The sequence below is a fragment of the Nocardia sp. NPDC003183 genome (genome assembly GCF_053590715.1).
Genome location: NZ_JBSFTG010000013.1, coordinates 98,248 through 111,132 on the forward strand (window position 1 = coordinate 98,248; position 12,885 = coordinate 111,132).

At 68.6% G+C, this 12,885-nt stretch carries 10 protein-coding genes; 4 read left to right on the forward strand and 6 right to left on the reverse strand.

From position 1 onward, the window contains the following. The first annotated feature begins 118 nt into the window (after window positions 1–118). From ACWDXS_RS27990 to ACWDXS_RS28005, 4 genes are all read left to right on the forward strand, one after another. Window positions 119–3,247 carry a circularly permuted type 2 ATP-grasp protein gene (locus tag ACWDXS_RS27990; protein ID WP_449970110.1) on the forward strand — a complete coding sequence of 1,043 codons (3,129 nt, stop codon included), beginning with the start codon at window positions 119–121 and terminating at the stop codon, window positions 3,245–3,247. Further along, window positions 3,244–4,140: a transglutaminase family protein gene (locus ACWDXS_RS27995; RefSeq protein WP_379312832.1), complete on the forward strand. Its 897-nt coding sequence runs from the start codon at window positions 3,244–3,246 to the stop codon at window positions 4,138–4,140. Before ACWDXS_RS27990 ends, ACWDXS_RS27995 begins: the two co-directional genes overlap by 4 nt. Before the next feature lie 3 nt (window positions 4,141–4,143). Beyond that, on the forward strand, window positions 4,144–5,211 hold the full coding sequence (locus ACWDXS_RS28000) for a zinc-binding metallopeptidase family protein (RefSeq protein WP_378994383.1): 1,068 nt from the start codon (window positions 4,144–4,146) through the stop codon (window positions 5,209–5,211). 118 nt (window positions 5,212–5,329) lie between these two features. After that, window positions 5,330–6,202, forward strand: a complete 873-nt coding sequence (locus ACWDXS_RS28005; protein WP_378994381.1) for a bile acid:sodium symporter family protein — start codon at window positions 5,330–5,332, stop codon at window positions 6,200–6,202. Between the two features lies 1 nt (window position 6,203). Here ACWDXS_RS28005 and ACWDXS_RS28010 read toward each other — a convergent pair whose 3' ends face one another. From ACWDXS_RS28010 to ACWDXS_RS28035, 6 genes are all read right to left on the reverse strand, one after another. Next, window positions 6,204–6,995 carry an ABC transporter ATP-binding protein gene (locus ACWDXS_RS28010; RefSeq protein ID WP_449970115.1) on the reverse strand — a complete coding sequence of 264 codons (792 nt, stop codon included), beginning with the start codon at window positions 6,993–6,995 and terminating at the stop codon, window positions 6,204–6,206. Further along, window positions 6,992–8,050 carry a taurine ABC transporter substrate-binding protein gene (locus ACWDXS_RS28015; protein ID WP_378994378.1) on the reverse strand — a complete coding sequence of 353 codons (1,059 nt, stop codon included), beginning with the start codon at window positions 8,048–8,050 and terminating at the stop codon, window positions 6,992–6,994. Before ACWDXS_RS28015 ends, ACWDXS_RS28010 begins: the two co-directional genes overlap by 4 nt. Beyond that, window positions 8,047–8,913 carry an ABC transporter permease gene (locus ACWDXS_RS28020; protein ID WP_387446168.1) on the reverse strand — a complete coding sequence of 289 codons (867 nt, stop codon included), beginning with the start codon at window positions 8,911–8,913 and terminating at the stop codon, window positions 8,047–8,049. Before ACWDXS_RS28020 ends, ACWDXS_RS28015 begins: the two co-directional genes overlap by 4 nt. A gap of 149 nt (window positions 8,914–9,062) precedes the next feature. After that, on the reverse strand, window positions 9,063–9,779 hold the full coding sequence (locus ACWDXS_RS28025; RefSeq protein ID WP_449970118.1) for a type 1 glutamine amidotransferase: 717 nt from the start codon (window positions 9,777–9,779) through the stop codon (window positions 9,063–9,065). Next, the gene (locus tag ACWDXS_RS28030; protein WP_387445931.1) at window positions 9,776–11,011 is read right to left on the reverse strand and encodes a MurT ligase domain-containing protein; all 1,236 of its coding nucleotides are present in this window, start codon (window positions 11,009–11,011) and stop codon (window positions 9,776–9,778) included. Before ACWDXS_RS28030 ends, ACWDXS_RS28025 begins: the two co-directional genes overlap by 4 nt. 62 nt (window positions 11,012–11,073) lie before the next feature. Further along, window positions 11,074–12,828 carry a hydroxysqualene dehydroxylase gene (locus ACWDXS_RS28035; protein ID WP_449970246.1) on the reverse strand — a complete coding sequence of 585 codons (1,755 nt, stop codon included), beginning with the start codon at window positions 12,826–12,828 and terminating at the stop codon, window positions 11,074–11,076. Between the last annotated feature and the right edge of the window lie 57 nt (window positions 12,829–12,885).

The following is a 12,885-nucleotide window of genomic DNA, read 5'->3' on the forward strand; positions in this document are numbered from 1 at the left end:
TCCCGATTCTGGACTGACGGAGGGAGGGAGCGCAGCGACTGACCGGAGGAGGGAAGAATCGGGACAATCGGGGCCGCAAAACCCCGCGGCGCCAGCCGCAAAAATTACAGGAGGCTCGGTGGCTCAGCGCGATGAAGCGCAACGGGGCGGGAATCGGCCGGGATCGGGCGTTCGCGCTCAGGTTGCCGAGCAGTTCGCGCGGTATCGGGCTGACAGTTCGGCGGGGGCGCGCTTCGACGAGTGCGGCAGGCCGACCAGGGGCTATTACGACGAGTTGGTCGACGGGCGTGGGCGGGTGCGGTCGATGTGGTCGGAGCTGTCGGCCGACTTCATCGACCAGGGGATCGGCGGGATCGACCGGATCGATCACCGGGTGCGCAGGCAGATCGAGGACGACGGTGTCACCTACACCGAGGTCGGCCTGGGCGGCGACGACGACACCGCGATACCGCAACCGTGGCGGCTGGACCCGATTCCGCTGCTGGTGTCCGCCGAGGACTGGACCCGCCTCGAAACCGGTCTCGTGCAGCGCTCGCTGGTTCTCGATGAGGTGCTCACCGACGTCTACGGCCCGCGCAGGCTGCTGAGTTCGGGCCTGTTGCCGCCGGAGGTGGTGTTCGGCAATACCGGGTATGTGCGGGCCGCGCACGGCATCACGATCCCCGGCACCCACCAGCTCTTTCTGCACGCCTGCGACATCAGCCGGTGGAGCGACGGGCAGTTCCGGGTTCTCGCCGACTGGGCGCAGGCACCCTCGGGCGCCGGGTACGCGCTGGCCGACCGTCGTGTGGTGGCTTCGGCCATTCCCGAGGCTTTCGAGCACGCGGGACCGCGTCCACTCAGCCCGTTCGCGCGGGCCATGCGGTTGATGCTCGAGGAGGCGGCGCCCGAACTGGCCGATGGGGAAGAGCCGGTCGTCGTCGTACTCAGCCCGGGTTCGCATTCCGAAACCGCCTTCGACCAGGCTTATCTCGCGCAGATGCTCGGGTTCCCGCTGGTGGAGAGTTCCGATCTGGTGGTGCGCGACGGTGCGCTGTGGATGCGCTCGCTCGGCAGCTTGGAACGGGTCGACGTGGTGTTGCGGCGGGTGGACGCCGAGTTCTCCGACCCGCTGGATCTGCGCCCCGATTCGCGGCTCGGCGTGGTCGGGTTGGTCGAGGTGCTGCGTCGCGGTGCGGTGACGGTGGTGAACACCCTCGGTAGCGGGTTGCTGGAATCGCCCGCGCTGAGCCCGTTCCTGCCGCGCATCGCCCGCTCGGTGCTCGGCGAGGATCTGCTGCTCGATGCCACCCCCACCTACTGGGGTGGCGACGACACTGAGCGCGCGCACTTGGTGTCGCACGTCGGTGACCTGGTGATCCGCTCCGCTGTCGACGGCTCGACGATCTTCGGACCGAGCCTGTCGGCGGCCGAGCGCGCCGATCTCGCCGCCCGGATCGAGGTCGAGCGATGGAAGTGGGTGGGGCAGGAGCCCGCCGAGTTCTCGGTCGCGCCCGCGGTCGACGGCCCGGCGGGGCTGGCGCCGGCACCGGTGGGCATGCGATTGTTCTCGCTGGCCAGGCGGGGCAGCTATACGGCGATGTCGGGAGGCCTGGGTCAGCAGCGCATGCGGCTCGAACCGACCCGCAGCGTGATCAAAGTGGCCGCGAAGGACGTGTGGGTCCGCGCGGCTCCGGCCGCCGTGCCCGCGGCGAGTTCCGAAGCGCCGCACGAGGAGCGGTTGCGCAGGGCGGTGCCGGTCGTCGAGGCGATCAGCTCGCCGCGCGTGCTCAACGACCTGTTCTGGATGGGCCGCTACAGCGAACGCGCCGAGTCGGTGGTCCGCCTGCTCGCCGCCACCCATGACGTCTATCAGGACTATCGCTACCGACCATGGCTCGATGGCGCCGAAGCCTTGCCGATCCTCATGCGTGCCCTGTCGATCACCACGGGCACCGTCGCTCCACAGTCGGTGCTGCCCAACGGAATCGGTCAGCTGGTGGCCGTGCGATCCGGCGATGTCGCAACCGAAGATCCGAACCCCGATGCTGGGCACCGTGATTCGGTAGGCGCCGAAGCGCCTGACCCGGTGGCGACGCGGTCATCGCGGTCCTCGGTCAGCGAAGATGCAGGAACGGAGGCGGTGGAGCACGACGCGCCTGCTGAACCGAAGGCATCACAGTCGGCGGGGCAGAGCCGGTCCGCTGGTCGGGATCAGCCCACAGCGGACGAGCCCGAACCCGATTCCGAGGCAGAGGCGCCGTGGGAGCGGGCGGGCACCAGTGCGCTGGCCCGCGCGCTGCGCACCACCGGTGTCACGCCCGAGCGTGGTTCGGAGCCGGTGCCGGCCCCCGAGCCCGAGCCGGTGCTCGCTCGGTCGCGACAGGCGCAGGGCCAGTTCACCCACCGAGCCATGGATTCCAGTGGTCAGGACGGCGTGGCCGCGCGGCGGGCGGTGGCCGGAGCTTCGGCTGAGGGGTTCGGGTACCTGGCCTCGTTGACCGGTGATCGTGAGCTGGCCGGGTCGCTGTCGTACGCGGTGGATCACTACGGATCCGCCGCGCGAGCGGTGCGCGATCAATTGTCCGGTGACACCTGGATGATCATCGGCGCCGTCGACCGCGCACTGGCCGAATTCCGCAGTGCCAGTACCGAGCAGGAGACGGCGTTGTCGTCGGTGCATTCGCTGGCGCTGGCGGCACTGCTGTCGCTGTCGGGGATCGGCGCGGAGTCGCTGGTGCGCGACACCGGCTGGTACGTCATGGATATCGGTAAACGGATCGAGCGCGGGCTGGCGGTGACGTCGCTGATCAATGCCGCGCTGGGGCGACGGAGTTCGGCCGAAGTACAAGGGGTGGTCGCGGAGGCCGTGCTCACCGCCACCGAGTCGGCGGTGAGTTACCGTCGCCGCCATCGTGGTTCGGCGCACGTGGCCGCGCTCGCGGGACTGCTGCTGTTCGACCCGGGCAACCCGCGGTCGCTGATCTATCAGCTCGACCGTCTCGAGGCCGACTTCCAGGCGCTGCCCGGTGGTTCCGGCGCCTCGCGTTCGCAGCGCCTGCTCGCCGACGCCCAGCGCATGCTGCGCCGCGTCGACCCGGCCGACCTGGAACACACCGACGACGACGGCGTGCGCACCGAACTGGTGGAACTGCTGGAGGGGGTGCACTTGCGACTGCGCAAGCTGGCCGAATCGTTCGAGGCCACCAAACTCACCGTCCCGCTGGGTATTCAGCCGCTCTGGGGCAATACCAGGATGGTCGGATGACCCGGCGATACATGGTGGTGCACCGCACCACCTACAGCTACTCCGACGAGGTGACCAGCTCCTACGGTCGCGCGTATCTCACCCCGCGCGAATATCCGGGTCAGCGCCTGCTCGAGCACGAAATCTACATCGACCCGGTGCCCTCGGACCGCTCGGTGGGCACCGACGTCTACGGCAACACCACGACGTATTTCCACGTGACCTCCGAGCATCGCAACCTCGAGGTCACCGGCGAGTCCCTCATCGATGTCGACGGCGAAGACCCGGCGGCGCTGCCGGGTGCCGACATGCCATGGGAGTCGGCGCGTCCTACGTCTGCCACCGGCCCGCTGGCCGTCGAGTTCACCCTCGATCTGCTCCCGCCCGAGATCACCCCCGACGTCGTCGCGTACGCCGTGGAGAGTTTTCCGCCGGGCAGGCCGCTGCTCGAAGCCGTGACCGAACTGAACACGCGCATCCACCACGACTTCCAGTACCGTTCCGGGTCCACGACGGTGAGCACCAGCGTGGCCGACGTGTTCGCCGCCCGCGAAGGCGTGTGCCAGGACTTCGCCCGAATCGGCGCGGCGTGCCTGCGCGCGCAGGGCCTGGCCGCACGCTACGTCTCCGGCTATCTCGCCACCGACCCGCCGCCGGGCAAGGAACGCATGGTCGGCGTCGACGCCACGCACGCGTGGGCCGCGGTCTGGTTGCCCGGCGCCGACGACACCGATCGCACCGGCCGCTGGATCGCCTTCGACCCCACCAACGACCAGTTCGCCGACGAGCGGTACGTGACCGTGGCGTGGGGTCGCGATTACCAGGACGTTCCGCCGCTGCGTGGCATCATCTACACCGACGCGAAGCAGTCCACAATCAAGGTATCGGTCGATGTGGCCCCGGTGGAGGTGTAGTCCGTGCGTGATTTCGTCTGTCCGAACTGTGGCCAGCAGCTGGCTTTCGAGAACTCTGTCTGCCTGTCGTGCCGCAGCGCACTGGGTTTCAGCCTGGGGGAACGGGCGCTGGTGGTGATCGGTGACCCGCCGAGCGACGAGGCGATCGACCACGTGGCCGGCGTCGTCGACAGCGATCGCTTCCGCCTGTGCGACAACCTGCATGTGGCGCAGTGCAATTGGCTGGTCGACGGTGACGCGTCCGGTCCTGGCCTGTGCGTGTCGTGCAAGCTCACCAGGACCAGGCCCAACGACACCGACACCGACGGCCTCGCCGCGTTCGCCGAGGCCGAGACGGCCAAACGGCGACTGATCTTCGAGTTGGTCGAGCTCGGGCTGCCGATCGTCGGCCGCGACGAGGATCCCGAACACGGGCTGGCCTTCGATCTGCTGTCCAGCCGGACCGACGGCGTGCTCACCGGCCATATGGACGGCGTGGTCACCCTCGACCTGGCCGAGGCCGACGACCCGCACCGCGAGCAGTTGCGCATCGAGATGGCCGAGCCGTACCGCACGTTGCTCGGCCACTTCCGGCACGAGACCGGGCACTACTACTTCTCCGTGCTCGTCGCCGACGACGCTGCCCTGCAACGCTTTCGCGACCTGTTCGGCGATCCCTTCGCCGACTACCAGGCGGCACTGGACCGCCACTATTCCCAGGGTGCGCCCAGCGGCTGGAAACGCGACCACGTCTCCTCCTACGCCACGATGCACGCCGCCGAGGACTGGGCCGAGACCTTCGCCCACTACCTGCACATCCGCGACACCCTCGACACGGCGGCCGCCTTCGGACTCGCCCCGGCGGGCGCGACGCTGGACCGCCCACAGATCGGCCGCGCCGGGTTCGACAAGATCATCGAGCTCTGGCTGCCGCTGACCTGGTCGCTGAACATGGTCAACCGCTCGATGGGCCGCGACGACCTGTACCCCTTCGTGTTGCCGGAGCGGGTGCTGGAGAAGATGCGCTTCGTCCACGATCTGTGCACCGGCAGTCATGCCGCCGCTCCGGAGGCTGTCGTCTCGACGGGGTAATACCTTGTCGATTTCGCTGCGACGAACGTCACAGCTGGCTACGCTGCGAGATTGAGACCGGAGCGTCTCAATCCGGTCGGTACCTCGACCCGGACTGCTCGACGAGAAGTGTGTGGCTATGAACTCTCCACTGGTATCAGTCGGTCTGCCGTTGGCGCTGGCGGTGATCATGTTCGGCCTCGGGCTCTCGCTCACCGGCGCCGACTTCGCCCGCATCGCGAAGACGCCGCGCATCGTCGCCATCGCGCTGGTCTGCCAATTGCTGGTGCTACCGGTGGTCGCGTTCGGCCTGGTGCTGCTGTTCGACCTGACGCCGATTCTGGCGGTCGGCATGATGCTGCTCGCCGCCTCGCCCGGCGGGACGACAGCGAACCTGTTCAGCCATCTCTTCCGTGGTGACGTGGCGCTGAATGTGTCGCTGACCGCGGTCAATTCGATCATCGCGGTCGTCACCGTGCCGCTGGTGACCAACTTCGCCATCGGCTACTTCGAGCCGAGCGGCGAGGACGGTTCCGTCGGTTTGCAGCTGAGCAAGGTGATCCAGGTGTTCGCCATCGTGCTGGTTCCGGTCGGCCTCGGCATGCTGGTGCGCCGTTGGTCGGCGGAGTTCGCGGACCGGATGGACAAGCCGGTCCGCATCGGGTCGGCGATCACCTTGCTGCTGGTGATCGTCGGCACCATCGTCAGCGAGCGGGAGACCCTGACCGACTCGCTCGCCGACGTCGGCGCCATCACCGTCGTGTTCTGCCTGATCAGCCTGTCGGTCGGCTACTACCTGCCGCGCCTGCTCGGCGTCGCCGACCGCCAGGCCATCGCCTGCTCGTTCGAGGTCGGTATCCACAACAGCACCATCGCCATCACCATCGCGATCAGCGTGCTCGACAGCACCGAGCTGGCCGTTCCCGCAGCGGTCTACGGCGTGCTGATGTTCCCGCTCGCCGCGCTCGTCGGCTGGCTCATCACCCGCCGGCAGGTGAGCGTCGCCGTCTAGATCAGGCGTGCGCCGCGTAGATGTGGCGAGCCAATTCGTCTCGGAGGGCGCTGAACTCGGGGTCGGCACGGATCGTGGCGAAGTCGGCGCCCGCCTCGAAGGTGGGCGTGACATCGTGCACGATCCGGCCGGGCTCGGTGCCCATCACCAGGATTCGGGTGCCGAGGAGGATGGCTTCCTCGATGCCGTGGGTGACGAACAGCACCGTCTTGCGGCGATCGCGCCACAGGGTGAGCAGTTCGCGCTGGAGTCGTTCCCTGGTCAACGCGTCGAGGGCGCCGAATGGCTCGTCCATGAGCACGATGCCGGGATCGTTGATCAGCACGCGGGCGATCTGCGCGCGCTGCTGCTGGCCGCCGGAGAGCTCGTAGGGCTTGCGGTCGCCGAGCTGGTCGAGTCCGACCAGCTCCAGCAGCCGCTGCGCGTCGGCCCGCCGCGTCTGCTTCGACACCCCACGGACTTTCGGGCCGAACTCGACATTGCCGCGGACCGAGAGCCAGGGGTAGAGGTTGGCCTGCTGGAAGACCACGCCGCGGTCGGGATCGGGTCCGTCGACCACCCGATCGCCGACCCGCACCGCACCCGAGGTCGGTGGGAGGAATCCGGCGAGGATGTTGAGCAGGGTGGACTTGCCGCAGCCGGAAGGGCCGATGACGCAGACGAATTCGCCGGGTTCGATGGTGAGGTCGGTCGGCGCGAGCGCCACGACGTCGCCGTCGGGACCGGGGTAGCTCTTGCTCACCCCGGTCAACGTCACCCGCTCGGCATCGGCGGCCACCGGCCCCGCGGTCACGAGCCCGCGCCCGCCGCGGCAGTGGCGGAGATGCCGTCGCGGTACTGCTGATCGGTGCCGACCGCGGCGATGCCGCCCTGGCTCAACAGGAATCGCGCGGTACCGGCGAGGTCCGCGCCGAAGCCGCCACCCAGGTACTTCGCGCCTGCCTGCTCGGCGGCGGGCAGGTACTGGTAGCCCGCCAGCTGCGGAACGACCTTGTCGGGGGCGATACCGAGCTGCGCGCCGATCGACACCGCGGCCTCGGCCTGCTGGTTCTTCAGCTGACCGACGGCGTAGTCCTGCACCTTGGCCCAGGTCTTCGCGAACGCGGCGTTGTCGGCGAGGAATTTCTTGTCGGCGATCGCGACGTCGAAGGTCGGCGCACCGCCCGCCGCGGTCTCGGCACTACTGGTCAGCACCGTGCCGCCCGCCGCGGTGAGCTTGGACAGCGTCGGGTCCCAGACCCAGGCGGCATCGATCTGATTGCCTTGCCACGCACCGGGAATCGCATCGGGAGCGAGGTTGATCAGCTCCACCTTGCCGGTGAGACCGGCCTTGTCCAGCGCGGCGAGCAAGCTGTAGTGGGAGGTGGAGCCGAAGGGCGTGGCGACCTTCCTGCCCGCCAACCCGGCCAAGCTGGTGATCGACTTGTCCCGCACGACAAGCGATTCCGAGGTGCCGATCACATCGTGGATCCACACCACCTGCACGGGCAGGTTCAGCGGTGCGGACAGCGCCTTGGTCGCCGGGCTCGAACCGAGCGTGCCGATATCGAGTCCGCCCGCGCCGAAGGCCTGCACCACATCGGCGCCGGAGGAGAACTGGCTCCAGGTGATCTTCGCGTTCGGCAGGCACGCCTGCAGCAGGTTGCGGTCCTTCACCACCAGATCGCCGTTGGGGATGGCTTGGAAGCCGAGGCGAACGGTGCTGGTAACGCTCGGATCGGCGGCGAACGGGCAGCTCGCGGCCGCGCCGGTGTCCTCGCGCCCCGATTCCACGCAGCCCGCGGTGACAGCGACAACGGCGGAGAATGCGGCCGAGGTCGCGACGACCCTGCGCAGTGCGGTTTTCATACTTTGCCTTTCCAGGGAACAGCTCGGGCGCCGATGAACACGATCACCGCGTCCAGCAGCATCGCCGCCACGCCGATCACGATGATGCAGGCGATGGTGAGCGGCGTATTCAGTTGCGTGCCCGCGATATACGCGAGTCCGCCGATGCCGGGGATGCCGTTGTTGAGTTCGGCGGCCACGACCGTGGTCCAGGCGAAAGCCGTCGCGATGCGGATACCGCTGATCACGTTGGGCAGGGTCGCGGGGAGTACGACGAGGGAAATGACCTGTGCGCGACCGGCACCCAGTGAGCGCGCCGCGTTGAGGTAGTCCTGTTTCACGCCCAGTACGCCATCGAGCGTCGCGATGACGATCGGCGGGAACGCGGCGAGGAACAGCAGCCAGATCTTGGCGGTGTCGCCGATGCCGAACCACACGATGAGCAGACCGATGTAACCCAGCGGCGGCAGGGCGCGCAGAAAGTTCAGGATCGGCTCGGTGACCCACCGCACCGGCGCGACCATCCCCATCACGAACCCGACCAGCGGCCCGACCACGATCGCCGCACCCACCCCGATCGCGATCCGCTGGAGGCTGGCCAGCAGGTGTTCCCACAGGTAGTAGTTCTGCTCGCCGACCACGAACCGATCCACGCCGTCGGCGATCCGATGCGTGGAATTGGCGCGCACGAAGGCATCCCACACCGCCTTCGGCGACGGCAGATACAGCGGGTCGACCAATCCGGCGGCCGTCACCACCGTCCAGCCGGCCAGCACGACGCCGAGCGCCACCACCGCGGCCAGCACCGAACCACCCCGCCGAGGTGCCTTCGCAGTGCTCGGTTTCGCACCGGCCGCTTCGTCGGCGTCCACGGTCGACACCACTGCGGTCACCTCGGCACTCCTCACCTCCGGTGCCGGGCGGATTCGTCCAGCACTGCGAAGGGAGACGCTATCGGCGCAGGTAGCGGTTACGGGAGGTTAAAAGTCGCGATGAGCGGAAGTCCGCGCGGCGGCGTCGATCCGCTGTCGGGTCAGGCGCGCAGGCGTTCCTTGCGGAGGCGATCGACCTCGGGAAGGTCGAGGGGAGCCAGGTCGGTGCCGGGGATACCGAGGGCCTTGGCGATGAGGAGGTCGGCCAGCTCGGGGTTGCGGGCGAGCGCGGGACCGTGCAGATAGGTGCCGAAGACCGAGCCCTGGACCACGCCCTCGGTGCCGTCGCCCACGCCGTTGCCGACACCTCGGGTCACGCGGGCCAGCGGGGTGGCATCGGAGCCGAGAGTCGTGCCGCCCCGGTGGTTCTCGAAGCCGGTGAGGGGCGCTTTCAGGCCGGGAACCAGCGGCGTGGTGGTGACCTCACCGATGGCGCGCACCTTCTGCGGCGAGGTGGTGACGTCGAAAAGGCTGACGCCGTCGACCTTTTCGCCCGCCGAGGTCTCGTACCAGTTGCCGAGCACCTGGATGGCGGCGCAGATCGCGAGCACCGGTGCGCCCTTGGCGGCGGCCTGCTGGAGGCCGGGGTACTTCTGCAGGTGGCGGGTGGCCAGGCGCTGCGCGGAGTCCTCGGCGCCGCCGAGGGTGTAGATGTCGAAGGAATCCGGGACGGGATCGGCGAGGGTGATGTCGATGATCTCGGCGTCGTAGCCCCGCATCCGCAGGCGCTGGCGCAGGACCAGGGCATTGCCGCCGTCGCCGTAGGTGCCCATCACGTCGGGCAGCACGAGGCCGATACGAAGGGTTGACTCGCTCACTTGCGGGCCTCCAGGTCACGGTTGAGATCGCGGAACGCGGTGTAGTTGGCCAGCACCTCGACATGTCCGGGGGGACAGGAGGCGATGGCGCGCACGGGATCCGGGACGAGCGTGTGCTCGACACCCGCGTAGGTGAGGCGCACGGCGAGATCGGTGGCGCGCTCGCCCGAGGCGACCACCTGCACGCCCTCGAAGTGCTCGAACCGCACGTCCCACAGCCACGACAGGTCCTCGCCGTCGGGCACCTGACCGTTCACCGCGATCACCAGACCGGCCGAGGCCGGGTCGATCATCGACAGCGCTTCCTGCCAGCCCGCGGGGTTCTTGGCCAGCAGCAACCGCGCGTCGTGGTCGCCGACGGTGACGGTGCGGTAGCGGCCCGCGATCTCGCGCACAGTGCCGGTGGCATCGGTCGCCTTCGCGGGCTCGGCGCCCATCGCGACCGCCGCGGCCACCGCCTGCGCGGCATTGCCGCGATTCGCGCGACCCGGCAGCGCCAGATGCAGCGGAGCGCGGAAACCGTCAGGGCCGCACAGGTCTTCGCCCTCGAGCCACCACACCGGCTGCGGGCGATGGAAATCGGCACCGGTCGAGCGCCAGTTCTCGCCCTCCCAGACGATCGGCTCGCCGCTGCGCGGACAACTCGTCGCGTCGACGGCCCAGCCGCTGCCCGCCGACACCCACACCACATTCGGGTGGTCGTAGGCGATGGAGGCCACCAGCACGTCGTCACAGTTGGCGATGACGACCGTGTCGGGATGACGCAGGAGCCCGGCACGCAGCTTGCGTTCGATCATGTTGATCTCGCCGACCCGGTCGAGCTGGTCGCGGCTGAGGTTGAGCAGTACCACGGCGGCCGGATCCAGCGCGTCGCTCACGTGCGGCAGGTGCAGCTCGTCGACCTCGATCGCGGCCAGCGCCACACCCGGGTGCAGGCTGAGCGCGGCCACGATGCCCGCGTCCATATTGGCGCCGTCGGCCTGGGTGGCGACGTCGCCGAGCGTGCCGAGCGCGGCGGTCGTCATCCGGGTGGTGGTCGACTTACCGTTCGTGCCGGTGATCAGCACCGTTCGCCGACCGCGCCCGAGCTGCGTCATGATCGACGGATCGATCTTCAACGCGATCAGGCCGCCGATCATCGAACCCTTGCCGCGACCCGCCTTCTGCGAAGCCCACGACGCTGCCGCCGCTGCTCGCAAGGCCAAGCGCCCACGCACCGAGATGTCTGCCACGCCGCGAGTCTATGTGCGCGCCGTCCGGGCGCGCGTGCGGGAGCGGTGTGAGCTTGTCCGGGTCAGGTCGGTTCGTCGAAAAGGTTGGGCATGCCCTTGGCGTAGCGGTCGGCGTCGATGACGCGCAACGGCTCGAGTTCGGGGGTGCGGCGCAGCCGGAAACCACGGCAGCGCGGCGCAGGCGAGCCCGCCACGTCGAGCAGCGCGTTCACCGCCGCACGGGCCGACTCGTTGGCGCCCTCCATGGTCGCCAGGTCCACATCGGTGCGCACGTAGTCACCGGCGAGGAAGAGATTCTCGATCGACCCGTGCGCCTCGGGGCGGGCATCCCACGAGCCGGCGGTATTGATGAGCAACGGGTCGGCATTCGCGTTGTGACTGCCCTGCCAGGTGATTCCCGGATCGAGAAACCAGGAATGCACATCGGCGGGCCGGAGCAATTGTTCACGATCGTTGAGATGGCTGCTCAACTGTGCCCAGACTTCGCGGAAGATCTCCTCGTGGGTGCACGCGGTGGCGGGTTTGCCGTACAGCATTCCCGGCGAATTCCAGTCGGAGATATCGATCGAAAGGCAATCGGCCACCGTGCCGTCGCCGAAGGACGGCAGTTTATCGGTCCACAGCTGATTCTGGCTGATCGAGGTGAGTGACCACGGCGAATCGACATAGGCCGTGTGTCCGCGCGAAATATGCAGGGGCGCACGGAAATAGATCTGTATTCCGTTCATCCAGTCGACGAAGAGCCGCTCCGTCGCGGCGAGTTCGGGCGCCACGGCGAGTACCTGCGACGACCACAGTTTTCTCGCGTGTTCCACCGGCAGCGCCACCACGAAATAGTCGGCGTCGACGGTGCGCGCGCCTGTGGCGTCGGTGATCCGGGCCGCCCGGATCCGCCGGTCGCGTACCTCGAGTTCGCTGACCCGTGCGCCGAGTTCGAAACGCACGCCCAGCTCACGCAGGTGCCGCACCCACGGATCGATCCAGGCGGCGTTGGTCGTGTTGTTGAGCACGCGGTCGAGGCCGCCGTCGTTGCCGAGGCCGAGCGGGTTGCCGAGGAACTGTTCGCCCATGCTGCCGATGGTGCGGGTGCTGGCCAGGTTCTCCTTGGCGGCGACCATGATCGATGTCAGCGACCGGGACACGACCGCGCGGAATTCGTGCGAACGTTCGTGCCCGTGCACGAAGTCGTACCAGGAGGTGTGCTCCCACTGGCCGAAACGGCGGGCATCGCAGCTGGTGTTGAACACCATCAGCCGATTGGCGAAGAACAGGCCTTCCGCCGCCGACATCTTGGCGGTCGTGGCGATGGTGCCGGCCAGGGTTTCGCGGATCGAGTCCGGCGTCGCCTGCGCGGCGGTGAAGCTGTCGGGCAGGGCAAGGGTGATGTCGTCGCTGTCACGGCGGGAGAACCGGGCCTCCGGCACGGCGATGAGGTTGTTCCACACGCCGTCGGGATTGCCCGGATGCGGAATGCGGCGCATCGTGTCGGGCAGGTTCTGATAGAAGCCGGGGAAGAAACGGAACCCGTGCTCGCCGGGCAGATCGGGTCTGCCGTCGCGGCCGGTACCCGGCACCCCCACGCTGCGGGCCTTGCCACCCAGCGCGCGTGCCTCGTACACGGTGACCTCGAACCCGCGCTCGGCCAGTTCGTGCGCGGCCGTGAGCCCGGCGACACCGCCGCCCAGAACCGCTACCCGGCGCCCCGGCGGCGCGGCGAATCCCGGCGCTCCCGCCACGGCCCCCGCCGCTATCACCCCCGCTGCGACCGTGCCACGAAGAAGGTTCCTTCGCGAAACGGGCCACCGCTGTTCCGCCATACGCTGTTCAGCTGCCTTGCTCGAGTATTGCCTGGGATTTGCTACCACTCTAGAGCG